Annotated in this window: 17 protein-coding genes, 1 tRNA gene and 1 pseudogene; 14 read left to right on the plus strand and 5 right to left on the minus strand. The window is 72.6% G+C overall.

Translation table 11 applies throughout. The features are described 5' to 3' along the window. Positions 1–73: 73 nt before the first annotated feature. Positions 74–1,834, minus strand: a complete 1,761-nt coding sequence (locus tag ACQSSQ_RS07315) for an NAD+ synthase (RefSeq protein WP_431326370.1) — start codon at positions 1,832–1,834, stop codon at positions 74–76. A gap of 73 nt (positions 1,835–1,907) precedes the next feature. On the opposite strand from ACQSSQ_RS07315, the gene ACQSSQ_RS07320 reads away from it, so the two are divergent. Further along, entirely contained in the window at positions 1,908–3,245 is a 1,338-nt protein-coding gene (locus ACQSSQ_RS07320; protein WP_431326371.1) for a glutamine synthetase family protein, read from the plus strand. A 2-nt stretch (positions 3,246–3,247) separates the two neighbouring features. After that, positions 3,248–6,181, plus strand: coding sequence for a bifunctional [glutamine synthetase] adenylyltransferase/[glutamine synthetase]-adenylyl-L-tyrosine phosphorylase (locus ACQSSQ_RS07325; RefSeq protein WP_431326372.1), 2,934 nt, complete (start codon positions 3,248–3,250; stop codon positions 6,179–6,181). Between the two features lie 62 nt (positions 6,182–6,243). Here ACQSSQ_RS07325 and ACQSSQ_RS07330 read toward each other — a convergent pair whose 3' ends face one another. After that, on the minus strand, positions 6,244–6,531 hold the full coding sequence (locus tag ACQSSQ_RS07330; protein WP_431326373.1) for a WhiB family transcriptional regulator: 288 nt from the start codon (positions 6,529–6,531) through the stop codon (positions 6,244–6,246). 218 nt (positions 6,532–6,749) lie between these two features. On the opposite strand from ACQSSQ_RS07330, the gene ACQSSQ_RS07335 reads away from it, so the two are divergent. After that, complete coding sequence (locus tag ACQSSQ_RS07335) at positions 6,750–7,691, plus strand: MerR family transcriptional regulator (protein ID WP_431326374.1); 942 nt, start codon at positions 6,750–6,752, stop codon at positions 7,689–7,691. A 6-nt stretch (positions 7,692–7,697) separates the two neighbouring features. On the opposite strand, the gene ligD is transcribed toward ACQSSQ_RS07335, so the two are convergent. Then, positions 7,698–8,585 carry a non-homologous end-joining DNA ligase gene (gene ligD / locus ACQSSQ_RS07340; protein ID WP_431326375.1) on the minus strand — a complete coding sequence of 296 codons (888 nt, stop codon included), beginning with the start codon at positions 8,583–8,585 and terminating at the stop codon, positions 7,698–7,700. A gap of 133 nt (positions 8,586–8,718) precedes the next feature. Here ligD and ACQSSQ_RS07345 point away from each other — a divergent pair, with 133 nt between their 5' ends. Further along, on the plus strand, positions 8,719–11,307 hold the full coding sequence (locus ACQSSQ_RS07345) for a hypothetical protein (protein WP_431326376.1): 2,589 nt from the start codon (positions 8,719–8,721) through the stop codon (positions 11,305–11,307). 27 nt (positions 11,308–11,334) lie between these two features. Here the strand turns inward: ACQSSQ_RS07345 and ACQSSQ_RS07350 are convergent, their stop codons facing one another. Both ACQSSQ_RS07350 and selA read right to left on the minus strand, forming a co-directional pair. Continuing rightward, positions 11,335–13,119 (minus strand): SelB domain-containing protein, encoded by a 1,785-nt coding sequence (locus tag ACQSSQ_RS07350; protein ID WP_431326377.1) that lies wholly within the window; start codon positions 13,117–13,119, stop codon positions 11,335–11,337. A 12-nt stretch (positions 13,120–13,131) separates the two neighbouring features. Further along, positions 13,132–14,457 (minus strand): L-seryl-tRNA(Sec) selenium transferase, encoded by a 1,326-nt coding sequence (gene selA / locus ACQSSQ_RS07355; protein ID WP_431326378.1) that lies wholly within the window; start codon positions 14,455–14,457, stop codon positions 13,132–13,134. A gap of 39 nt (positions 14,458–14,496) precedes the next feature. Here selA and ACQSSQ_RS07360 point away from each other — a divergent pair. From ACQSSQ_RS07360 to ACQSSQ_RS07400, 10 genes and pseudogenes are all read left to right on the plus strand, one after another. Continuing rightward, positions 14,497–14,591, plus strand: a tRNA-Sec gene (locus ACQSSQ_RS07360). 37 nt (positions 14,592–14,628) lie between these two features. Then, entirely contained in the window at positions 14,629–15,624 is a 996-nt protein-coding gene (gene selD, locus ACQSSQ_RS07365) for a selenide, water dikinase SelD (RefSeq protein ID WP_431326379.1), read from the plus strand. Positions 15,625–15,680: 56 nt separating this feature from the next. Further along, the gene (locus tag ACQSSQ_RS23855; RefSeq protein WP_489685682.1) at positions 15,681–16,244 is read left to right on the plus strand and encodes a hypothetical protein; all 564 of its coding nucleotides are present in this window, start codon (positions 15,681–15,683) and stop codon (positions 16,242–16,244) included. 12 nt (positions 16,245–16,256) lie between these two features. Beyond that, a pseudogene (gene fdh / locus ACQSSQ_RS07370) lies at positions 16,257–18,926 on the plus strand (formate dehydrogenase); the annotation flags it as partial. Continuing rightward, a complete protein-coding gene (locus ACQSSQ_RS07375) occupies positions 18,923–19,885 on the plus strand; it encodes a 4Fe-4S dicluster domain-containing protein (RefSeq protein ID WP_431326381.1) in 963 nt (320 codons plus the stop codon). The pseudogene fdh and the gene ACQSSQ_RS07375, both read left to right, overlap by 4 nt. Further along, entirely contained in the window at positions 19,882–20,910 is a 1,029-nt protein-coding gene (gene nrfD, locus ACQSSQ_RS07380) for an NrfD/PsrC family molybdoenzyme membrane anchor subunit (RefSeq protein ID WP_431326382.1), read from the plus strand. The genes ACQSSQ_RS07375 and nrfD overlap by 4 nt, the downstream gene beginning before the upstream one ends. A 19-nt stretch (positions 20,911–20,929) precedes the next feature. After that, positions 20,930–22,180: an L-lactate MFS transporter gene (locus ACQSSQ_RS07385; RefSeq protein ID WP_431326383.1), complete on the plus strand. Its 1,251-nt coding sequence runs from the start codon at positions 20,930–20,932 to the stop codon at positions 22,178–22,180. 52 nt (positions 22,181–22,232) lie between these two features. Then, positions 22,233–23,180, plus strand: coding sequence for a TIGR03557 family F420-dependent LLM class oxidoreductase (locus tag ACQSSQ_RS07390; protein WP_431326384.1), 948 nt, complete (start codon positions 22,233–22,235; stop codon positions 23,178–23,180). Between the two features lie 17 nt (positions 23,181–23,197). Next, positions 23,198–23,629, plus strand: a complete 432-nt coding sequence (locus ACQSSQ_RS07395) for a rhodanese-like domain-containing protein (RefSeq protein WP_431326385.1) — start codon at positions 23,198–23,200, stop codon at positions 23,627–23,629. Positions 23,630–23,799: 170 nt separating this feature from the next. Then, positions 23,800–24,195: a hypothetical protein gene (locus ACQSSQ_RS07400; protein ID WP_431326386.1), complete on the plus strand. Its 396-nt coding sequence runs from the start codon at positions 23,800–23,802 to the stop codon at positions 24,193–24,195. Position 24,196 lies beyond the last annotated feature (1 nt).

Here is a 24,196-nt window from a genome sequence, read left to right on the forward strand (position 1 = left end):
ACGACGTGACGGCGCGGCTGAACCCCACCGAGGGGGCATCCGGTGTGTGATGCGTTACACGGAGGTAAACGCCTCAGTCGTCGGCGAGGTGCTCGCGCCAGCGGTGCGTGATCGGGACGCGGCGGTCGCGACCGAAGTTGCGGCGGGTGACCTTCGGGCCCGGCGGGTACTGGCGACGCTTGTACTCGGCGCGGTCGACGAGGGTGACGACGCGCTCGACCAGCTCGGCGTCGAAGCCCTCCGCGACCACCGCCGCAGCCGACAGGTCTCGCTCGACGTACGCGTCGAGGATGCCGTCGAGGATCTCGTACGGCGGCAGCGAGTCCGTGTCGAGCTGACCGGGCCGCAGCTCGGCCGACGGCGGCTTGCTGATCGCGTTCTCCGGGATCGGGGGCTGCTCGCCCCGCGACTCGGCGTACGCGTTGCGCCAGCGCGCGAGCTCCCAGACCAGCGTCTTGCGGACGTCCTTGATCGGGGCGTACCCGCCGACCGCGTCGCCGTAGATCGTCGAGTATCCGGTCGCGACCTCGGACTTGTTGCCGCAGGCGAGCACGAGGTGGCCCTCCTGGTTGGACAGGCCCATCCAGACCACGGCGCGGACCCGCGCCTGGAGGTTCTCCTCGGCGAGACCGGTGAGGCCGAGCGCCTTCTGGAACGCGTCGACCATCGGGGCGATCGGGACCGTGCGCAGGTCGAGCCCGGTCCGGCGCGCGAGCTCGGCGGCGTCTGAGCGGGAGTGCTCGGTCGAGTACTCGCTCGGGTTGGACACGCCGAACACCCGCTCCGGCCCGAGCGCGTCCACCGCGATCGCGCCGCACAGCGTGGAGTCGATGCCGCCGGAGAGCCCGAGGAGGACCGAGCGGAAGCCGTTCTTGTCGACGTAGTCGCGCAGCCCCGTGACGAGGGCGCGGTAGATCTCCTCGTGGTCTCCCAGGCGGGGGAGGATCGGCGACGGCACGGGCTCGTACGGCGCGACGGGATCGCTCGAGATCACGGTCCGCTCGACCCGGAGCCCGGCGAAGCGGGTGCCCTCCGGAGGCGTGAGGCGCCGCGCGGCCGGCAGGTCGAGGTCGACGACGAGGAGCTCCTCGACGAACTGCGCCGTGCGGGCGAGCAGCGTGCCGGAGCCGTCGACGACGAGCGAGTCGCCGTCGAACACGAGTTCGTCCTGGCCGCCGACGAGGTTCACGTACGCGACGGCGACGCCGCCCTCGACCGCGCGCCGGCGGCACAGCTCGAGACGGACGTCGTCCTTGTTGGCCTCGTACGGCGAGCCGTTGGGGACGACGAGCAGCCCGGCGCCGGCGGCCCGGACCGCCGAGGCGATGCCGTCGCGCCACAGGTCCTCGCAGATCACGGTCGCGACGTCGACGCCGCGCACCTCGACGACCTGCAGGACGTCACCGGGGACGAAGGTGCGGATCTCGTCGCCGACGCCGTAGTTCCAGAGGTGGATCTTGGCCTGGCGCGCGACGATCCTGCCGCCGTGCATGACCGCGACCGCGTTCTGGGGTGCGTTCTTGGGGATGCCGGGGCCCTCGGCGACGCCCGTGGCCTGGTCGAGGAAGCCGACGATCGCGACCAGGTCGCCGAGGCCCTCCTCGGCCAGCCGGGCGGCGAGCGCGTCGGCGGCGGCCTGCGACGCGGCGACGACCGAGGCCCGCATCGCGAGGTCCTCCAGCGGGTAGCCCGTCAGGACCATCTCGGGGAACACGACCAGGTGCGCACCCGCCTCGTGGGCGGCCCGGCACTGCTCGAGCACGAGGCCCGCGTTGGCGTCGAGATCACCGACGCGGGCGTTGACCTGGGCGAGAGCGACACGAAGCTGAGGCACGTGGCGAGCCTAGCGGGGATGAGGCGGGACCCCAGTTCACCCGCCTGTCACGAATCACGGGCACACTAACCCCATGGGTAAGCAGGAAGACTTCGTGCTGCGCGCGCTCGAGGAGCGCGACGTCCGCTTCGTCCGGCTCTGGTTCACCGACGTCCTGGGCTCGCTGAAGTCGGTCGCCGTCGCGCCGGCCGAGCTCGAGGGCGCCTTCGAGGAGGGCATCGGGTTCGACGGGTCGGCGATCGAGGGCTTCGCCCGCGTCCACGAGGCCGACATGCTCGCGAAGCCCGACCCCACGACCTTCCAGATCCTGCCGTGGCGCGGCGAGACGCCCGCCACCGCACGCATGTTCTGCGACATCCAGCTGCCCGACGGGAGCCCGTCGTACGCCGATCCGCGCTTCGTCCTCAAGCGGACCCTCGCCAAGGCCGCGGAGATGGGCTTCACCTTCTACACCCACCCCGAGGTCGAGTTCTTCCTCTTCAAGGGCAAGCCGTCCCCCGGCGGCGTGCCGGTCCCGGTGGACGACTCGGGCTACTTCGACCACACGGCGCAGGGCGGCGGGCAGGACTTCCGCCGCGAGGTGATCACGATGCTCGAGGCGATGGGCATCTCGGTGGAGTACAGCCACCACGAGGGCGGCCCGGGCCAGCAGGAGATCGACCTCCGCTACGCCGACGCGCTCACCACGGCCGACAACATCATGACGTTCCGCACGGTCGTCCGGGAGGTCGCGCTCTCGCAGGGGCTGTGGGCCAGCTTCATGCCCAAGCCCTACACCGATCACCCGGGCTCGGGCATGCACACGCACATGAGCCTGTTCGAGGGCGACGAGAACGCCTTCTACGAGGCCGGCGCGGAGTACCAGCTCTCCCGCACCGGGCGCTCCTTCATCGCGGGTATCCTCCAGCACACCTCGGAGATCACCGCGATCACCAACCAGTGGGTCAACTCCTACAAGCGGCTGATCTTCGGCGGCGAGGCCCCGTCGTACGTCTGCTGGGGCCACAACAACCGCTCGGCGCTCGTCCGCGTGCCGATGTACAAGCCGCAGAAGGGGCAGTCGGCGCGCATCGAGCACCGGGCGATCGACTCCGGCTGCAACCCGTACCTCGCGTTCGCGATGGTGCTCGCGGCCGGGCTCAAGGGCATCGAGGAGGGCTACGAGCTGCCCCCCGAGGCTGAGGACGACGTCTGGGCACTGACCGAGACCGAGCGTCGTGCGCTGGGCATCGCCCCGCTGCCGCGCAACCTCGACGAGGCGATCCGCGAGATGGAGAGCAGCGAGCTGGTCGCCGAGACGCTGGGCGAGCACGTCTACGACTTCTTCCTTCGCAACAAGCGCACCGAGTGGCACGACTACCGCACGCAGGTCACGCAGTTCGAGCTCGACCGGCTGGTCACGCGGGTCTGAGCGTGCCGGACGACCAGAGGCCACAGCGTCTGAGGACGACGTCCGGCTGGTTGGCGCGGCTCGGGTTCGCCGACGCCGACGGTGCCGGGCGCCTGCTCGACGAGTGCGGGATCCGCTCGGCGGCCGTCGTGGAGCGGGTCGCGCAGGGTGCCGACCCGGACCTCGCGCTGCGCCACCTGTGCGCCATCGCGTCCGGGCTGGACGACCTCGAGGCGCATCTCGAGGGAGATCCGGAGCTGCTCACGCGCCTGGTCGCCGTGCTCGGCGCGAGCCGGGCGCTGGGGGAGTTCCTCACGGTCCACCCCGAGGCGGTCCTCGACCTGCGGGCGACGACCATGCCGGTCGAGCCGCGCGACCAGGCCGCGTTCGAGCAGGTGCTGGCCGACGTCGCGGACCGCGACGCGCTGCGGGTCGCGTACAAGCGCCAGCTGCTGCAGATCGCCGCCCGGGACCTGACACGGCGCAGCCGGTACGAGACGACCGCCGCCGAGCTCGCGGACCTCGCGGGCGCCACGCTCGCGACCGCGCTGCGCCTCGCGCGCGCCGAGGTCGACGACTCGGAGCTGGCGCGCCTCGCGATCATCGCGATGGGCAAGTGCGGCGGGCGGGAGCTCAACTACGTCAGCGACGTCGACGTGATCTTCGTGCACGCCGCGGCCGACGGTGCCGACGAGCAGCGCGCCACGAAGGTCGCCACGCGCCTGGCCTCGGCCGTGATCCGGATCTGCGGCGAGCACACGCGCGAGGGCACGATCTGGGAGGTCGACGCCAACCTGCGTCCCGAGGGCAAGGACGGCCCGCTCGTCCGTACGCTCGCCAGCCACGTCACGTACTACGAGCGCTGGGCGAGCACCTGGGAGTTCCAGGCGCTGCTCAAGGCCCGTCCGGTCGCGGGCGACGCCGACCTCGGTGCGGCGTACGTCGACGCGCTCGCGCCGATGGTGTGGCAGGCGGCGACGCGCCCCCACTTCGTGCCCGACACGAGGGCGATGCGGCGCCGCGTCATCGACAACATCCCGACCCCGCAGCTCGACCGCGAGCTCAAGCTCGGCCCGGGTGGGCTCCGCGACGTCGAGTTCGCCGTGCAGCTCCTGCAGCTCGTGCACGGCCGGACCGACGAGCGCCTCCGCGTCCGCTCCACGACCGACGCCCTCCAGGCGCTCGTCGACGGCGGCTACGTCGCGCGGACCGACGGTGCGGCGATGCTCGAGGCGTACACGTTCCTGCGCACCTTCGAGCACCGCATCCAGCTCGACGGGCTGCGCCGTACGCACCTCGTGCCGACCGACGACGAGACCCTCCGGATGATCGGGCGCACGCTCGCGTTCCGGACCGACCCCGCCCGCAACCTGCTGCGGGAGTGGCAGGCGCAGCGCCGGGAGGTGCTCCGGCTCCACCAGAAGCTGTTCTACCGGCCGCTGCTGGACGCGGTCGCGTCGATGCCGTCCGACGCGCTGCGTCTCACGCCGGAGGCGGCCCAGGCGCGGCTCGAGGCCCTCGGCTACGACGACCCGCGCGCCGCGCTGACGCACATCAAGGCGCTCACCTCCGGCGTACGCCGCTCGGCGGCGATCCAGCGCCAGCTGATGCCCGCGATGCTCGCGTGGTTCGCGGAGTCGCCGAACCCCGACGGGGGGCTGCTCGCGTTCCGCCGGGTCTCGGAGAGCCTCGGCGCCACCCACTGGTACCTCCGCAAGCTCCGTGACGAGGGCGAGGGCGCCGAGCAGCTGGCCAAGATGCTCGCCGGCAGCGCGTACGTCACCGACCTGATCCACCGGGCGCCGGAGGCGGTGGCGATGCTGGGCGACGACGCCGAGCTCGAGCCGCGCACGTACGACCGGATCCTGACCGAGACCCGCTCGGCGGTACGCCGGCACGGCGACCCGGACGAGGCGATCCGTACGGTGCGCCGCGTCCGCCGCCGGGAGCTGTCCCGGATCGCCATGTCCGACGTGCTCGGGCGGCTCGACGTCGTCGAGGTCGGGCACGCGCTGAGCGACCTGACCGTGGCCACGCTCGACGCCGCCCTCCAGATCGCCACCCGCACCGTCGAGCAGCAGCGCGGCGAGCCGGTGCCGACCCGGATCGCCGTCGTCCTGATGGGGCGGCTCGGCGGGCGTGAGTCGGGCTACGGCTCGGACGCCGACGTGATGTTCGTCCACGACCCGCTGCCGGGCGCCGACGAGTCGGCTGCGAGCCAGGGCGCGTCCGCGGTGGCGACCGAGCTGCGGCGCATCCTGGGCACGGCCGGTCCGGACCCGTCGCTCGAGGTCGACGCCGACCTGCGCCCGGAGGGCCGGTCCGGTCCGCTGGTGCGCACGCTCGCGTCGTACCGCGCCTACTACGCCCGCTGGTCGATGGTGTGGGAGGCGCAGGCGCTGCTGCGCGCCGCGCCCGTGGTGGGGGATCCCGAGCTGAGCGCGGCGTTCCGCGACCTGGTCGACCCGCTGCGGTGGCCGGAGCACGGCGTCTCCGACAACGACGTGCGCGAGATCCGGCGCATCAAGGCGCGGGTCGACTCCGAGCGGCTGCCGCGCGGCGCGGACCCGGCCACGCACCTCAAGCTGGGCCGCGGGGGAATCGCGGACGTCGAGTGGACGGTGCAGCTGCTGCAGATGCAGCACGCGCACGAGATCGAGGGGCTGCGGACGACCGAGACGCTGCCGGCGCTCCGGGCTGCTACTGAGGCGGGGCTGCTCGCGCGGGAGGACGCGGCGGTGCTGGAGGACGCGTGGCGACTCGTGAGCCGGATCCGCAACGCGTTCGTGCTGCTGCGCAACCGGCCTGTCGTCTCGCTGCCGGCCAACGCGAACGACCGTGCGGGGGTGGCGTGGCTGCTCGGCTACGGCATCGACGGCGGGGAGCAGATGGTCGACGACTACCTCAGGGCGACGCGCCGGGCGCGCCAGGTCGTCGAGCGGGTCTTCTGGGGCTGAGCTGAGGGAGCCGGGTCATGGTCGGCCGGTGCGGGGCCCGGCCGACCATCTCGTGGTGCTTCTTACCCGGCGGTTCGCTCCCCGGTGAGGAGCGCGGCCCGCTCGCCCGTCGTCAGACCACCCCAGACGCCGTACGGCTCCTTCACCTTGAGCGCGTGCTGCAAGCACTGGTCACGTACTGGGCATCGCGCACAGTACGTCTTGGCCAGGTGCTCGCGAGCGTGCCGGCGAGGGCCGCGCTCGGACTCGGGAGAGAAGAACGTCTCGGGGTCGGCCTCACGGCAGGCACCCTCGTACTGCCACTCGTACGCCTCCATCAGAGGCATCGGTAGGCGGGCAATGCTTGCCATGTTGGTACCCCCTATGAATCAACGCGGCATGCAACTGGTTCAGAACTTATCCAAATCTGATTCAGGGCGTCAAGATCCGTGTGGCGGACCGCACGTGCAGGGGTGACACTCGTGAACGAGATACTCCTTCGATGGGCGAGAGAGGGTCGGCGGCGCTCTCCGTCCCGGGGGACGGCGTGGGAGCACGACACCCGGCGCAGCCGGGGTTGGAGACGAGCATGGATGACGAGTCGGAGCTCCTCTGGGGCGTGGGTGCGGTCGCGGAACGCGTAGGCGTCGCGACCCCGACCCTGCGCACCTGGGAGCGCCGCTACGGCATCGGCCCCAGCCGCCGTACGGAGGGCGGGCACCGCCGCTACAGCGAGACCGACATCCGTCGCGTCCAGCTGATGAACCGCATCGTCATGAGCGGCGTCTCCGCGCAGTCCGCGGCCCGGGTCGCGCTGTCGCTCGACTCCAGCGGCCTGGTCGCCGCTCTCGCCTCCGACGACCCGCTCTACAACGCGCCGGGTCACGTCATCGCCACGCCGAGCGAGTCGGTCGGACGGATCGTCGACGCCGGCGCGGTCCTCGACGTCGTCGGGCTCACCGCGCACCTGTCCGACACGATCCGGGACTGGGGCGTCCTCGGCGCCTGGGTCAACGTGCTCGCACCCGCGCTGCAGGACACCGCCGACCAGGTCGAGCAGGCCAAGCTCGGTGTCGAGTCCGAGCGCATCGTCCGCGAGCGCCTCGAGGTCGAGCTGCGGTCGGTGGCCCGGGCGTACGCACCGCGCTTCCTCGGGACACGCCCGCTCGTGCTGGCCTCGGTCGACGCGGAGGCGGAGTCGCTGGCGGTGCTCGCGCTCGAGGCGGCGCTGGCCGGCAAGGGCGTCGCCGTGCTGTCTCTCGGCTTCGAGGTGACGGGTACGGCGCTGGCCGGGCTGCTCGGTCGGGTGACTCCGGCCGCGGTGTACCTGTGGGCCAGCCACGCCCCGGCGCCGGACGTCGTCGTCGCCGTCGCCTCGCCGACGGTCGGAGCGCCGGTTCTTCTCGGCGGCTCGGGGTGGGCCGACCCGGCCGTCCGCGACGACGTCGCAGGGCTGGAGCCCGCGCCCGACCTGCTCGCGACGGCGGACCGGCTCCTCGGGCTGATGCAGGGCGCGCCGGCCGCGCGCTGAGCCGCGTCAGTCCTTGGTCAGCGCGGTCATCGGGTCCCCGTACCGCTCGAGCCGCTCGGCCATGTCCGTGTACAGCACCTGGTGGACCTTGGCAGGGTCCTCGAGCTCGTCCCACGTGCGCGGCGCGGCGACCCACGGGCGCGAGCGGCCGCGGAGCGAGTACGGCGTGACCGTCGTCTTCGCGCGCACGTTCTGGCTCCAGTCGAGGAAGACCTTGCCGCGCCGGTCGGCCCGGCGCATCACCGACAGCACGCGGTCGGGGTGCTCTCCGGACAGCTCGTCGGCGATGCCGCGGGCGTAGTCGCGCAGCGCGTCCGGCGACGACTCACGGCCGTGGGACGCATACAGGTGCAGTCCCTTGCTGCCGCTCGTGACGGGCACCGTGCGCCAGCCGTCCGCCTCGAGCCGGTCGCGGACGAGGTGCCCGACCTCCACCGCCTCCTCGATGCCCGCCGGCTCGCCGGGGTCGAGGTCGATCACCAGCCGGTCGGCGTCGCGGATCCCGCCCCGGGGACCGACGGTCCATTGCGGGGTGTGCAGCTCGAGCGCGGCGAGGTTGGCGAGCCAGACGAGGTCCGAGCGGTGCTCGACGACCGGGAACACGAGCGAGTCGCGGCCGGTCGAGCTGCCGGGAGTCGCGACCTCGACGGTGCGGACCCAGTCCGGCGTGCCCCGAGGGACGTTCTTCTCGAAGAACGGGTCCTTCTCCACACCGTCGGGCCAGCGCTTGCGGGTGCACGGCCGGTCCGCGAGCTGCCGGAGCAGCGGGTCGGCGACCGACAGCACGTAGCGGATCACGTCGTACTTGGTCGTCCCCTCCTCCGGGTAGAGGACCTTGTCGAGGTTGCTGACCTTGAGGGATCGTCCGTCCACGTCCAGGGTGCTCGACGCCATGTCTCACCTTCGTTCGGGGCCACGTCTCACCTTCGTTCGGGGCCACGTCTCACCTTGGCACGACGTCGTGCGACAAGCACGGCGTCACCCGACCCCCGCCGGGTCTACCGTCGGACCGAAGGGGGTGGCTGCGATGCCCGCAACCGAGAGCGTCGAGCCCTGGGTGGAGCTCAGGGTCCACGGGGTCAGCGGCACACCGGCAGGGTCCATGCTGGACCGCCCGTACGTGTGCCAGGTCGGCGGTGACGACGAGTCCCGCTACTTCCGCTCGGTCGACGCCTCGGGCAACGAGCTGGAGGGTCACGCGGGGCAGACGCTGGAGGCCTACCACTGGGGTCGCCTGACGTCCGGCAGCCGCGTCAAGGCGCTCTGGCTGATCCTGCTGCCCTTCGGCATGGTCAACGGGGCGCACTACATGCTGCCGCCGATCGGGCCCGGGACGGTCCCGCGGTTGCTCCACGCCGTGTGCGACGCGCTGCTGCGCCTCGTCGGCGTCCTGCTGACCTCGATGTTCGCCTTCGCCGCCGGGCTGGTCCTCATCGACCTCATCGCGTGGCGCTGGGCCCCGAGCGTGCGGTTCCTCCAGTCGCTCCAGCCGGGCGTCGTCCTCGGGACCGCCGTCCTCCTCACCGCGCTCGTGGTCGTGGTGATCGCGTTCCTGGGCCGCGGCTACCGGCAGGGACGCGTGCGCGCGCTGTGGAACCGCATCGACGCGCGACGCTCCGGAGTCCCGGCGCCCGCCCCGGCCGAGACCTACGAGCCGCCGAAGGAGCGCTCCGTCACGCCGCTGGCGCAGGAGTCGTTCTACTCCGGCGACACCCGCACGCCGACGCTGCGCGACCTCCACCTGGCCGCGGGCCTGCTCGTCGTGGCCGCGATGGGGATCTGGGTGGCGCACCCGTTCGCGTGGGAGCGCGACAAGGTGACCCTGCAGCTCGCGCTGATGGGCTGGGTGGCCGTCGTGGTCGTCGTCACCCTCCTCGGCGACCCCGAGAAGGGCACGCGCGACCGGCTGCCGTCGGGCGAGGCCACGTGGCGCGAGGTGTGGAAGCAGACGACCGCCGTGCTGGGCATCCTCGCGCTGGTCGGCAGCGTCGCGCTGCTCGTCGCCTCGGTCGCCGACATGGGCGGCGTGAGCAAGGTCGAGTGGACGATGCTGCGCGACCGCCCGGAGGCGTTCGACGTGATCGCCAACTGGCTCCTCGTCATCGGCGTCGCCGCGCTGCTCGCGCTGTTCGTCGTCAACCTGCTGCTGGTGCTCGTCCAGCGCTCGCAGCGGCCGGCGAAGGGCACGCCGGGCCGCTACTTCGCCCCGTACGCCGGAGGCATGGCCGCGGCGCTCTTCACCGCGATCGGCACCTTCATCGGCGTCGGGTTCTCCGCTGCGGTCGCGACCGGCATCTCGTCGGCGCTCAACCTGTCGACGCCGGTCGCGGGCACGTCCGACGGCGCCCAGGTGACGGTCGGGACGACGCCGATGCTCGACCGCGTCGCGTACGCGTGGGGACTCAACGTCGTCATCCTCGTCGTGATCCTGATCGGCGTGGTCGTCTGGCGCATGCGGCGGCGCCGTCGTACCGGCGAGCGGGTCACCGCGATGTACACCGACGGCGGCTCGCTCCTCGTCCCGCAGCGGTGGGTCTCCCGCGTGCGGTTCGCCGTGCAGAAGGCCCGCGTGAAGAACGCGGTCGGTGCCATCTGCCTCAGCTTCGCGGGGGCCGGCATGGTCCTCGCGGTCGTGCTCGCGGTGGAGCTCGTGCCGTGCATCAACTCGCGCGACCCCAGCACGTGCGGCCACGCGCCGGGATGGCTCGACGTCCTCAGCCAGCCGAAGTACGTCGTCGGCGCCGACGGTGTCGCGAAGTCCAACGTCGTGGCGCTGTTCGGCGCGTGGCTGCTGATCGCGGCCGCGGGCTGGCTGCTGCTGCAGAGCCGCAAGGCGGTCGCGGAGGAGGGCAAGCGGCGCGGCCTCAACGTGGTCTGGGACGTGCTCGCGTTCTGGCCGCACGCCGTGCACCCCTTCTCGCCGCGCGCCTACTCCAAGCGCTGCGTCGAGGACCTGCGCGAGCGGATCCGGTGGCACCTGGCTCGGGTGCCCGCGGACGGGACCCAGCGCGACCTCGTGCTCTGCGGCCACAGCCAGGGGAGCCTGATCAGCTTCGCGACGATGATGCTGCTCGACGACGAGGAACGCGACCGGGTCGCGCTCGTCACCTTCGGGTCGCAGCTGCGGGTGATCTTCCCCAAGGCCTTCCCGGCGTACGTCAGCTTCACCGCGATCAACCAGCTCTACCGCGAGCTCAACGGCGCCTGGATCAACCTCTACCGGACGACCGACGAGCTGGCCGGCCCCGTGCTGTCGTGGAGCCACCAGATCGACGCCGAGGGCGCCCGGTCGCACCACTTCCCGGAGCCGTTCGGCGGTGAGCAGGACGACGAGTACACGAGCCCCTACCGGACCCGCCGGTGCGGTGCCGACTGGCGGCTCGCGGACCCCATCGCGTACGACCCGGGCCTGCAGGACGGTCCGGTCGCCGAGATCTACGGGCACTCCTGGTACGCCCGCAACCCGGACTGGCACGAGTGCCTGAAGACGGTGCGCGAGACGCCGCCGCCGAACCGCGCGGAGATGGTCGCCGCGGCGGAGCTCGAGGCCTGGAGCGAGATGGCGACGCACGACGACCGGACGCAGCCGCGTCCGGACGTCCCCGTGGCGGGCTGAGCGCCCCGCGCCGCCCCGGCGACCACCTCACGCGCGGCGGACGATCTCCCGGCGGTCGTCAGGAAGGCGACGGGTCAGACGGGCACGGTCCAGGTGGTCGAGCAGCGCCAGCACCACGCGACGGCTGGTGTCGAGGTGGGTCCGTGCCTCGCTCGCGGTGAACGGTTGCGGGAGCTCGGCCAGCCGCAGCACCGCACGCTGGTCGGCCCCGGGCAGGAGGACGATGCCGGGGGCGACCCGCAGGAGCCGCCCCGCCTTGGCCGCGGCGGCCGCGCGCCGGTCGTCGAGCCCGAGCTCCGCCAGGCGGTCGGCGGTCGGGGCCGCGAACGGGGCGTCGGCGAGCTCCTTCTCCAGCGCGGCCACGGCCTCCTCGACGTCCGCCGGCAGCGCCCCTCCTGCCGCGCGGGACACGACCCGGCCCTCGTGCAGCCGAAGCGGAGGGCGGAGCGCCGCGACGACGAGCTCCGCGGTCGGCAGCCCGAGCCGCTTGGCCAGGGCGCCCGGGGCGACACCCGGATCGAGAGGATGGGACCGCGCGTGGTCGGCAACGGCGTCGGCGACCGCCGAGGCCACCTCGTCGGTGCGGCACCCCGACATGAGCCAGCCCGCCGCCTCGACGGCTCCGGACGGCCGGACGTCCGTCCCGACCCCGATCCGACGCAGCGTCTCCACCTCGGCGACACCGCGACGGTCCAGCTCCGAGGCGAGGTCGGGGCGCCCCGTCATGGCGCTCAGCTCCGCGGCCCGGGCGGTGGCCGCACCGCGCCGCCGCAACGACGGCGGCGCAGGGTCGAGCACCTCGAGGCCCCAGACCCGCCGGCTCCCGGGGTCGCGCAGCAGGGCCCGGTCGCCCACCCGCAGCGGGAGCGGGAGCCGGAGCGTCAGGCGGACGAGACCCGCAGCCTCGTCCCCCAGAGGGCGGGTGCGGACGGTCACCGCGGTCGCGCCGACGTGGAGCACGGGCAGCGTCGGCAGCCGCCCGAGGTCGCCGGTGATACGGCAGTCGACCACGGGCGTCTCCCACCAGGCGCCCGGGGTGACGAGCGCCGAGCCACGGTCGACCAGGCCCACGCCGTCACCGGTGAGGTTGAGGGCCGTGCGCGCGACACCTTGGGCCGAGGACACGGGGCTCCCCAGCGACTGCAGGCCACGCACGCGGACGATCCCCGTCCCGTCGGCGCCGTGCACCTCGAGCTCGTCGCCCTGTGCGATCGTCCCCGCCGGCAGCGTCCCGGTCACCACGGTGCCCGCACCCGTGATGCTGAACCGGCGGTCGACCCACAGGCGCACGTCCGCGTGCGGATCCGGCGCAGGGAGCCGGGCGACCACCGCGACGAGCGCGTCCCGCAGCGCGTCCAGCCCCTGACCGGTCGGTGCGCTGACCGGCACGACAGGTGCGCCGCGCAGCGCCGTCCTCGCCACCTCCGCGGTGGCCCGCTCGATCATCGGACCCGGGTCGGCGAGGTCCGCGCGGGTCACCGCGACGACCCCGTGCGTCACACCGAGGGCGTCGAGGGCGGCGAGGTGCTCGGCAGCCTGCGGCATCCACGGGTCGTCCGCCGCGACGACGAGGAGGACCGCGGGCGCCGGGCCGACGCCCGCCAGCATCGTGGTGACGAACCGCTCGTGACCGGGGACGTCGACGAAGGCGACCTCACCGACCTGCGGGAAGGACGTCCAGACGTATCCGAGCTCGATCGACAACCCGCGCTCCCGCTCCTCGCGGAGCCGGTCGGAGCGCATGCCGGTGAGCGTGTCGACCAGGGTCGTCTTCCCGTGGTCGACATGTCCGGCGGTCGCGACGACGTGCACGTCTCCACCCTCTCAGCCGGCGCCCCCGCACGTCGCGCGTCTGACAGCCGCGACCAGGTCTGGTTCGTCCTCCTCCGCGACGGCGACGAGGTCGAGCAGCAGGCGGTCGCGCTCGACCCTGCCCACCACCGGCACCTCGGGGTCGGCGCGCAACGGCGCCGCGAGCCGCCCCGGGAGCGCGACAGCGGCGCTCGGCAGGTCGACCCCGGGCGCGCCACCGCCGCCGACGGCGGCGACGGAGGCGACCGCCTCGGCCGCGGGGGTGAGCCCGAGGTCGCCGAGCTGCTCCGCCACGCGACGGGCGCGCGTCATCAGGTGCTCAGGAGCGGTCGCCAGCGCCGCGAGCACGGGCGGCGTCGGGCCCACGAGGGTCGCCTCGAGCGCGGCGAGCGTCAGCTTGTCGACGCGGAGGGCGCGGGCGAACGGGTGCCGGCGCAGCCGCTCGACCAGCGCCGTACGACCGAGCAGCAGGCCGCACTGCGGCCCGCCCAGGAGCTTGTCGCCGGAGGCCGTGACCAGGTCGGCGCCTGCCCGCAGCGCTGCCGAGGCGCTCGGCTCGTCGGGCAGCCGGGGGTGCGGGGCGAGCAGCCCCGAACCGATGTCGACGACCACCGGCACCCCGAGGGTCGCCAGCTCCTCGACGGGCACGGACGAGGTGAAGCCGGACACCACGAAGTTCGACGGGTGCACCTTGAGGACGAACGCGACGCCGTCGCCGTCCTCGACCGCGGCCCGGTAGTCGGCGAGCCGTACGCGGTTCGTGGTGCCGACCTCGTGCAGCCGGGCGCCGACCGACTCCAGCAGCTCCGGGATCCGGAAGCCGTCCCCGATCTCGACCAGCTCGCCGCGTGCCACCACGACGCGTCCGCCGGCGGACGCGAGGGCACAGGTGACGAGCGCGAGCGCCGCGGCGCCGTTGTTCACGACGTGCACGCCGCCGGCGTCCGGGACCGCGTCGGACAACGCCGCGAGCGCGGAGCGCCCCCGACGTCCGCGCTGTCCCGTGACCAGATCGAGCTCCACGTCCGTGGCGCCGGCCGCCACCGCGAGCGCCTCGACGGCGGCAGGGGAGAGCGGTGCGCGACCGAGGTTGGTGTGCACGACCACGCCCGTGGCGTTGAGGACCTTGCGCAGCCGGGTGGCGGTGCGGGGCAGCGCGTCGACGGCCGCGTCGGCCACGTCGTCCGGAGCGAGCTCGCCGGCGCGGCACCGCTCGAGCGCCCCCGCGACGGCCTGCTTCACGAGCCGCTCGCCGAGGCGGTCGGCGGCACGACGAAGCCGCGGGTCGGCCAGCACGGCGTCCGTGCGCGGCGTACGACGCCTCGGATCTGTGTCCACGGCTCCGATCATCGCCGATACAGTGGTCGCGGTGCTCGAGGAGGCGTACCTCGTCTGGTGACGGGCGCGGTCTTCAAAACCGTAGGGACCCAGTCGCTGGGTCCGGCGGGTTCGATTCCCGTCCGCCTCCGCCACCTGCCCTCGCGGCGCGACAGCACCTAGATTGGCCAGATGACCACGGTCGAGCCCGAGCTCCGTCTGACCCACTACGCCGCCGGCGGCGGCTGCGCGTGCAAGGTGCCCCCGGGGGAGCTGGAGCGAGTCCTCGGCGACCTGCCCTTGGGGACGCCCTCGGGGGACCTGCTCGTCGGACTCGAGCACGGCGACGACGCCGCGGCCGTCCGCATCGACGGCGAGCGGGCGGTCGTGGCGACCACGGACTTCTTCACGCCCGTGGTCGACGACCCGTACGACTGGGGCCGGATCGCCGCGGCCAACGCGCTGTCGGACGTGTACGCGATGGGGGGCGAGCCGCTGGTCGCGCTCAACCTGCTGGCGTGGCCGCGGGACCGGATCCCGTTCGACGTCGCTCGCGAGGTTCTGCGCGGCGGCGCCGACGTCTGCCGCGAGGCCGACACCCACCTCGCGGGCGGGCACAGCATCGACGACGCGGAGCCGAAGTACGGCCTGGCGGTCACCGGCCTGGCGCACCCGGACCGGCTGCTGCGCAACGACGCGGCCGTGCCGGGCACGCCGCTGACGCTCACCAAGCCCCTCGGGCTCGGCGTGCTCAACAACCGGCACAAGGCGACGGGCGAGCGGTTCGACGCCGCCGTCGCGACGATGACCACGCTGAACCGCGACGCCTCCCGCGCCGCGCTCGACGCCGGCTGTCGGGCGGCCACCGACGTCACGGGCTTCGGCATGCTCGGCCACCTCTTCAAGATGGCGCGGGCGAGCGGGGTGACCGCGGTCGTGGACGCCGCCTCCGTCCCGTACGTCGACGGCGCCCGTGACGCGCTCCGTGACGGGTTCGTCCCGGGCGGGAGCCGCCGCAACCTGGCCTGGGTCCGCCCGCACCTGCAGTCGTCGGTCGGCGAGGACGAGCTGGTACTGCTGGCCGACGCCCAGACCTCCGGCGGGCTCCTCGTCGCCGGCGAGGTCCCCGGCTATCCGGTGGTCGGTGAGCTGGTCCCGCGCGGGGACGCGGTCGTCGTCGTGCACTGACGTGTGCGGCCGTACCGGCAGGGGTACCGTGCTGCCCAGACGCGGAGGTGAGGCTCGTGGCGAGGACGTTCCTGGCGTGGCCGGTGCTCCGGCAGCTGGTCGGTGCCGACCGTCTCGGACGGGGCACGGCGGTCCGCTCCCGGCGCACGGAGGAGATCACGGCCCGCACCGAGACCGCCGACCGCGTCGCCAAGAGCGTGTGTCCCTACTGCGCCGTGGGGTGCGCCCAGAAGGTCTTCGTCAAGGACGAGCAGGTCGTGCAGATCGAGGGCGACCCCGACAGCCCGGTCAACCGTGGCCGGCTCTGCCCGAAGGGCGCGGCGAGCAAGAACCTCGTCACGAGCTCGCTGCGCCAGACCACCGTCAAGTACCGCGCGCCGTACGCGACCGAGTGGACCGACCTCGAGCTCGGGACCGCGATGGAGATGATCGCGGACCGCGTGGTCCAGGCGCGCAACGACACGTGGCAGGACGTCGACGAGAAGGGGCGCCGGGTGCGTCGGACGCTCGGCATCGCGAGCCTCGGAGGAGCCACCCTCGACAACGAGGAGAACTACCTCATCAAGAAGCTGTTCACCGCGATGGGCGCGATCCAGATCGAGAACCAGGCGCGCATTTGACACTCCGCCACGGTCCCCGGTCTGGGGGCCTCGTTCGGGCGTGGAGGCGCCACCACCTACCTCCAGGATCTCGCCAACGCTGACTGCATCGTCATCCAGGGATCCAACATGGCCGAGGCGCACCCGGTCGGCTTCCAGTGGGTGATGGAGGCGAAGGCGAGGGGCGCCAAGATCATCCACGTCGACCCGCGCTTCACACGCACCAGCGCGCTCGCCGACACGTTCGTGCCGATCCGCGCGGGCAGCGACATCGCGTTCCTGGGCGGCATCGTCAACTACGTGCTGACCAACGAGCTCGACTTCCGCGAGTACGTCGTCGCGTACACGAACGCGGCCACGATCGTCAGCGACGACTTCCAGGACACCGAGGACCTCGACGGGCTGTTCTCGGGGTTCGACCCGGAGTCGCGGACGTACGAGCCGGCGTCGTGGCAGTACGCCGACCAGGAGGCCTCGGGCGCGGCGCGGCAGGACCACGAGATGCAGCGCGAGACCGCGAGCGCGCTGCAGCACGAGACGCACGGCATAGGCGTCGGGGCGCACCCGCCCCGCGACGAGACGCTGCAGCACCCGCACTGCGTCTACCAGATCCTCAAGCGCCACTACGCGCGATACACCCCCGAGATGGTCGCCCGGACGTGCGGCGTCACTGAGGAGCAGTTCCTCGAGGTCTGCCGGTCCTGGGCCAGGAACTCGACCCGCGACCGGACCACGGCGCTCGTCTACAGCGTCGGCTGGACCCAGCACAGCGTGGGCGTGCAGTACATCCGGACCGGCGCGATCCTCCAGCTCCTGCTCGGCAACATGGGACGTCCCGGCGGCGGCATCATGGCGCTTCGTGGCCACGCGAGCATCCAGGGGTCGACCGACATCCCGACGCTGTTCAACATCCTCCCGGGCTACCTCCCGATGCCGAACGCCGAGGACCACCAGAGCCTCGGGGACTGGATCGACGCCGTCCGGCACCCGGGCTCGAAGGGCTTCTGGGCCAACGCGGGCGCGTACGGGATCAACCTGCTGAAGGCGTACTACGGCGACGCGGCGACGCAGGAGAACGACTACGCGTTCGACTACCTGCCGAGGCTCACCGGCGACCACGGGACGTACCGGACCGTGATGGACATGATCGACGGCAAGGTCAAGGGCTACTTCCTGCTCGGCCAGAACCCGGCGGTCGGGTCCGCGCACGGCCGCGCGCAGCGTCTCGGTATGGCGAACCTGGACTGGCTCGTCGTGCGCGACCTCTTCGAGATCGAGAGCGCGACCTTCTGGAAGAGCTCGCCGGAGGTCGCGACCGGGGAGATCGTCCCCGAGCGCTGTCGTACGGAGGTCTTCCTGCTCCCGGCCGCCTCGCACGTCGAGAAGGAAGGCACGTTCACCCAGACCCAGCGCATGCTCCAGTGGCGCGAGAAGGCGGTGGACCCGCCGGGCGACTGCCGCTCCGAGCTCTGGTTCTTCTACCACCTCGGCCGGCTCGTGAGGGAGCGGTACGCCGACTCCACCGAGGACCGCGACGTCCCGATCCAGCGGCTCGCGTGGGACTACCCGACGCACGGCCCGCACGACGAGCCGAGCGCCGAGGCGGTCCTGCGGGAGATCAACGGCTACGAGGTGGCGACCGGGCGTCCTCTCGCCAGCTTCACCGAGATGAAGGACGACGGTTCGACGCTCGGCGGCTGCTGGATCTACACCGGCGTCTTCAAGGACGGCGTGAACCAGGCCGCCCGCCGCAAGCCGGCGCGCGAGCAGTCGGCGGTGGCGCCGGAGTGGGGATGGGCGTGGCCGGCGAACCGGCGCCTGCTCTACAACCGCGCCTCGGCGGACCCGGACGGCAAGCCCTGGAGCGGGCGCAAGGCGTACGTGTGGTGGGACGAGGACGCGGGGGAGTGGACCGGCGACGACGTGCCGGACTTCGAGAAGACCAAGCCCCCGTCGTACCGACCCGACGAGGACGCCGAGGGCGTCGCGGCCCTCGCGGGCGACGACCCGTTCATCATGCAGGGCGACGGGAAGGGGGCGCTCTTCGTGCCGCAGGGGCTCATCGACGGTCCGCTGCCCACGCACTACGAGCCGGTCGAGTCGCCGTTCCGCAACCCGCTGTACGGTCAGCAGGCCAACCCGACGCGCAAGCAGTACGACCGCGACGACAACCTGCTGAACCCCTCGCCGCCGCAGCGCCACGGGGACGTCTTCCCGTACGTGTTCACGACCAGCCGGCTCACCGAGCACCACACCGCCGGAGGGATGAGCCGGTACGTCGCGCGCCTGGCCGAGCTGCAGCCGGAGATGTTCCTCGAGGTCTCGCCCGAGCTGGCCCAGGAGCGTGGGCTCGAGCACGGCGGCTGGGCCACCGTGGTCACGGCCCGCTCCGCGATCGAGGCCCGGGTCCTGGTCACCGAGCGGCTGTCGCCGCTGAAGGTCGACGGGCGGACCGTACACCAGGTGTGGCTGCCGTACCACTGGGGCGAGGGCGGGCTCGTCACCGGCGACTCCGCGAACGACCTGCTCGGCATCACGCTGGACCCGAACGTCCTCATCCAGGAGTCGAAGGTGGGCACCTGCGACGTACGACCGGGGCGCCGGCCGACCGGTCCCGCGCTGCGGCGGCTGGTCGAGGACTACGGTCGTCGAGCAGGGCTCGCCGTGGACGGCGCCGGACCCGAGAGCGAGGAGAACCGATGACGAGCCTCTTCCGGGACAACGACCTCTGGGGTCCGCTCGACCCTGCGAGCGAGGCGGGGTACGGCGAGGACCGCCCGAAGCGCAAGGGCTTCTTCACCGACACCAGCATCTGCATCGGCTGCAAGGCCTGCGAGGTCGCGTGCAAGGAGTGGAACGACGTCCCCGCCGACCACTTCGAGATGCTCAGCTCGTCGTACGACAACAGCCACTCGCTCAACGCCAACCAGTGGCGCCACGTCGCCTTCATCGAGCAGCCGAAGCCGTTGGGGGAGCAGGAGACCGGGCTGCGCGCGACGGTGGACCTGGGGATGCCCGACATCGGACGGCACCGGGCCGACGGCGACGGGGTGGCCGACGGCACCGCGGAGAAGCCGGACTTCCGCTGGCTGATGTCCTCCGACGTGTGCAAGCACTGCACCCACGCCGCCTGCCTCGACGTCTGCCCGACGGGATCGCTGTTCCGCACCGAGTTCGGCACCGTGGTCGTGCAGGACGACATCTGCAACGGCTGCGGCTACTGCGTTCCTGCGTGCCCGTACGGCGTCATCGAGCGCCGGACGTCCCCCGAGGGCGCGAAGAACGTCGGCATCGCCCAGAAGTGCACGCTCTGCTACGACCGGCTCGGCGCCGGCCAGACCCCGGCGTGCGCCCAGGCGTGCCCCACGCAGTCGATCCAGTTCGGGGACGTCGAGGAGCTGCGGGAGCGCGCGAACACGCGTGTCGCCCAGCTGCACGACGCGGGCATCATGGACGCGCGCCTGTACGGCAACGACCCCGACGACGGCGTCGGGGGGACGGGCGCGTTCTTCCTGCTGCTCGACGAGCCCGAGGTGTACGGCTTCCCGCCCGATCCCGTGGTGACCACGAAGGACCTCCCCGACATGTTCCGCCGGGCCTCCGCGGCGGCGGCGGTCATGCTCGCCGGGGTCGCCGTGGCGTTCCTCGGGAGGCGCCGATGAGCGACCGCCTGGCCACCCCCGGGTCCGCGGGCCGGCGGACGGGTCGGCGCCGTCGCGGTGGCGGCGCCGAGCGCAGCATGGTGCCCGAGGCCGAGTTCACCTCGTACTACGGGCGGCCGATCGTCAAGCCCTCGCCCTGGGAGGCCGACATCCCGGCCTACCTCTTCGCCGGGGGGCTGGCGGCCGGCTCCTCGCTGATCGCCGCCGGCGCTGACCTGACCGGGCGACCGGCGCTGCGCCGTACGAGCCGCCTGGCCGCGCTCGGCGCGCTCGGGTTCTCGATGGGCGCCCTCGTGCGCGACCTCGGCAAGCCGTCGCGCTTCACGAACATGCTTCGGACGGCCAAGCTCACGTCGCCGATGTCGGTCGGGACGTGGATCCTCTCCACCTACGGACCGTTCGCCGGGGCCGCGGCGGCGGCCGAGGCGATCAGCCTCCTGCCGGCCGCACGGAACGGGTCCGGGCCCCTCGCGCTCGCGTCCACGCTCGGGCGGCCGGCAGGGGTCATGGCGGGGCTCACCGCACCGCCGGTCGCCGCCTACACCGCCGTCCTCCTCGCCGACACCGCCACGCCCTCGTGGCACGCGGCGTACAAGGAGCTGCCGTTCGTCTTCGTCGGCTCTGCCGCAGCGGCCGCGGCCGGGCTCGGCCTGATCGGTGCGCCGCCCTCCGAGACCGGCCCCGTACGCCGCCTCGCCGCCGCCGGTGCGGCGCTGGAGCTGGCAATGGAGGCGCGGATGGAGCGGTCGATGGGCATCACCGCCGAACCGCTCCACCAAGGCAGGGCCGGACGCCTCATGCGAGCCTCCCGGGTGCTCACCGCGGCCGGCGCCGTCGGGGCCGTGCTGGCCGGGCGCAGCCGTGCTGCCGCCGCCGCGTCGGGCCTCGCGCTCCTGGCCGGGTCGGTCTGCACACGTTTCGGCATCTTCGAGGCTGGGCAGGAGTCTGCCAAGGATCCGAAGTACACGGTCGTGCCGCAGCGGGAGCGTCTGCAACGAGAGGGGCCTGTCCGCTACCAGCCGTGAACGAGGCAGGAGGGCAGCGATGAACAGATGGGTGCTGGTCGGCGGAGGCCTGCTGCTGCAGTTCTCGATCGGAGCGGTCTACGCGTGGTCGGTCTTCGCGAAGGCGTACCAGGAGGCTGAGCCCTGGGAGCTGACGAAGGTGCAGGCGTCCCTGCCCTTCACCGTCACGATCGCGATGATCTTCATCGGCAGCTACATCGGCGGCCGGGTGCAGGACCGGCGGGGCCCCCGCGTGGTCGCGCTGACGGGCGGCATCATCTACGCGATCGGCATCGTCATCGCCTCGTTCACCCGCGGCGCGGACGACCTGTGGCTGCTGATCCTCGGGTACGGCGTCATCAGCGGGTTCGGTCTCGGCGTCGCCTACATCGTGCCGATCGCGATGCTGCAGAAGTGGTTCCCCGACAAGAAGGGGCTGATCACCGGCCTGGCTGTCGGCGGCTTCGGCTTCGGGGCGGTCCTCACCTCGCCGATCGCCGCCTGGCTCATCGGCCAGGACGAGGACCAGCCGTCCAAGGCGTTCCTGTGGCTCGGCCTCGCCTACCTCGTGATGTCGCTCGCGGGCGCCTCCGTGTTCCGCAACCCGCCCGAGGGCTACGTCGTCCCGGGGTACGAGGCGGCGAGCGTCGGGGGAGCCGGCCACACCATGAAGGAGTACACGGAGAAGGAAGCCCTCCGTACGCCGCAGTGGTACCTGCTCACCGCCATCCTCACGCTCAACGTCACCGCAGGCATCGCCCTGATCTCCCAGGCCGCCGGCAGCGCCGAGGGGATCGCGGGCTACAGCACGGCCGCGGCGGCCACCGTGGTCGGGGTGCTGGCGATCTTCAACGGCGGTGGACGGATCGTGTGGGCGGCCGCGTCCGACCGGATCGGACGGATGCCGGCGTTCGCGGCGATGCTCGCCCTCCAGGGCGTCTGCCTCATCCTGCTGCCGCACGCCAGCGGTCAGGTGTTCTGGTTCGCGCTCGCCGCGATCGTCTACCTCTGCTACGGCGGCGGGTTCGGGACGATGCCGGCCACCGCCGGCGACTACTTCGGGGTGACGTACGCCGGCGCGATCTACGGGCTGATGCTCATCGGGTGGAGCCTGGGCGGCGTCATCGGCCCGATCGTGATCTCGGCCCTGCTCGGGGACAGCGGCGAGCCGAACTACACGCTCGGGTACACGACGATCGGGATCATCGCGCTCGCAGCCGTCGCGCTCACGCTGATCACGCGCGTACCGAGGGCGAGGAAGGCCGAGCCGGTCGACCAGCGCGCCGCATGAACGTCCTGTCGCGGGGGTACACCCGGACGGAGTGCGATCTAGGAGGCTGTCGATGCGTGTGGGCTTCTTCCTCTCGACGGAGGAGTACGGACCGGAGGCGCTGATCGCCCAGGCGAGGGCCGCGGAGGAAGCGGGCTTCGCCGGGCTCTGGATCAGCGACCACTTCCACCCGTGGAACGACGAGCAGGGCCAGAGCCCCTTCGTGTGGAGCATGATCGGCGCGGTGAGCCAGGTGTGCGACCTGCCGGTGACCACCGCGGTCACCTGTCCGACCGTGCGGATCCACCCGGCGATCGTGGCGCAGGCCGCAGCGACGTCCGCGCAGCTGCTCGGCGGGCGGTTCACGCTCGGCGTCGGCACGGGCGAGGCGCTGAACGAGCACGCGTTCGACCCCGCGTGGCCGGCGCAGGAGACGCGCCTCGAGATGCTGGAGGAGGCGGTCGCGCTGATCCGCGAGCTCTGGACCGGCGACGTCGTCACGTCGCGCGGGCGTCACTACGCCGTCGACCACGCCCGGATCTACACGCTCCCAGAGACCCCGCCGGAGATCTTCGTGTCCGCGTTCGGTCCGAAGGCGCTCGACCTCGCCGCGAAGATCGGCGACGGCTACATCGGCACCTCGCCCGACGCCGACCTCGTCTCCACGTTCAAGGCACAGGCGGACGGCCGACCCGCGCACGCAGGGGCGAAGGTCGCCTTCGCACCGACGAAGGACGAGGGCTGGGACCACGCGTACCGGTTGTGGCCGAACGCCGGGCTGCCCGGTGAGCTCGCCCAGGTGCTGCCCACGCCGGAGCACTTCGAGCAGGCGTCGCAGCTCGTGACGCGGGAGTCGACCAAGGAGTCCGTGGTGGCGGGCAACGACCCGGAGGACCACCTCGAGCTGATCCAGACGTACGCGGACGCGGGGTACGACGCCCTGTACCTCGCCAACATGGGCCCGCACGACCTCGACATGATCCGGTTCTACGGCGAGAAGGTCCTGCCGCAGGTGCCGTGACGGGCGAGACTGGCCCTGTGAGCGACTCGGACCCCTCGTCCATCGACCGGCTGCTGGCCCAGTGCCGCCGCCACATCGACCGCGTCCAGCCCGAGGACCTCGAGCGCGAGCTCGCTGCGGGTGCCCTCGTGGTCGACATCCGGCCGAGCGAGCAGCGCCGTTCCGACGGACCGTTGCCGGGTGCCGTCGTGATCGACCGCAACGTCCTCGAGTGGCGGCTCGACCCGACGAGCCCGCACCGGCTCGCGGGACACGACGACCCCGACCGGCGCATCGTCGTCGTCTGCAACGAGGGGTACGGCTCGAGCCTGGCCGCGTACACGCTCGCGCAGCTCGGGCTCACCGACGTGGCGGATCTCGTCGACGGCTTCCAGGGCTGGGCCGCGGGAAGGGCCGCGGGAACGGAGAACGGCCCCGGATCGGGGGAGTCCAGGGCCGTTCGTGACTGAGGAGCGAGCGCGGGGGCGGTGCGCACTCCTCAGAGATGGTGCGAAACCGTGAACCATCCTGACAGCGTTGCGTTACAGCCATGTTTCGGGGTCCCGGGGAACCTGGTGATTCTGCGGGACGGTCACGACGCGGCTGTCCGCGGCGAACCGGCGCCGGGCATGATCGGATCATGAAGTTCACCGAGCACGAGCTGTCGGCGGCGCTGACCGGCGTGGCCAAGGCCGTGATGGCGTCGCAGGACAAGGACGTGCGCAAGGGCCGGCGTGACGTCGACGAGGCGTGGGAGGCGCTCTCGCGGTACGAGCGCTACCAGCTGATGAGCGGGCTGGGTGACCAGCTGCTGCCGGTCCTGGTCAGCCTGCCGGACATCGAGGTCGAGGCCGGGACACGGCCGACCTTCACCGACGAGCAGGTCGAGGCGGCGGTCGAGGAACGGCTCGGCGACGAACGCGGTCTCCGGCGCAAGGCGCAGCTGAAGGCGCGTACGACGCTGGTGCAGGCTGCGCTCTCCTTCATCCCGCCGCGCTCGGACCCCGACGCGCTGACGGTGCCGGACCACCTCTAGC

The organism is Mumia spirodelae, assembly GCF_050632745.1.
Lineage (GTDB): Bacteria > Actinomycetota > Actinomycetes > Propionibacteriales > Nocardioidaceae > Mumia.

What these genes read in the sequence shown, in the direction of transcription:
- ACQSSQ_RS07320 (WP_431326371.1), top strand. Translation starts at nt 1,908, where the DNA reads ATGGGTAAGCAGGAAGACTTCGTGCTGCGCGCGCTCGAGGAGCGCGAC.
- ACQSSQ_RS07330 (WP_431326373.1), bottom strand. Translation starts at nt 6,531, where the DNA reads ATGGCAAGCATTGCCCGCCTACCGATGCCTCTGATGGAGGCGTACGAG.
- ACQSSQ_RS07335 (WP_431326374.1), top strand. Translation starts at nt 6,750, where the DNA reads ATGGATGACGAGTCGGAGCTCCTCTGGGGCGTGGGTGCGGTCGCGGAA.
- ligD (WP_431326375.1), bottom strand. Translation starts at nt 8,585, where the DNA reads ATGGCGTCGAGCACCCTGGACGTGGACGGACGATCCCTCAAGGTCAGC.
- ACQSSQ_RS07345 (WP_431326376.1), top strand. Translation starts at nt 8,719, where the DNA reads ATGCCCGCAACCGAGAGCGTCGAGCCCTGGGTGGAGCTCAGGGTCCAC.
- selD (WP_431326379.1), top strand. Translation starts at nt 14,629, where the DNA reads ATGACCACGGTCGAGCCCGAGCTCCGTCTGACCCACTACGCCGCCGGC.
- ACQSSQ_RS07375 (WP_431326381.1), top strand. Translation starts at nt 18,923, where the DNA reads ATGACGAGCCTCTTCCGGGACAACGACCTCTGGGGTCCGCTCGACCCT.
- nrfD (WP_431326382.1), top strand. Translation starts at nt 19,882, where the DNA reads ATGAGCGACCGCCTGGCCACCCCCGGGTCCGCGGGCCGGCGGACGGGT.
- ACQSSQ_RS07385 (WP_431326383.1), top strand. Translation starts at nt 20,930, where the DNA reads ATGAACAGATGGGTGCTGGTCGGCGGAGGCCTGCTGCTGCAGTTCTCG.
- ACQSSQ_RS07390 (WP_431326384.1), top strand. Translation starts at nt 22,233, where the DNA reads ATGCGTGTGGGCTTCTTCCTCTCGACGGAGGAGTACGGACCGGAGGCG.
- ACQSSQ_RS07400 (WP_431326386.1), top strand. Translation starts at nt 23,800, where the DNA reads ATGAAGTTCACCGAGCACGAGCTGTCGGCGGCGCTGACCGGCGTGGCC.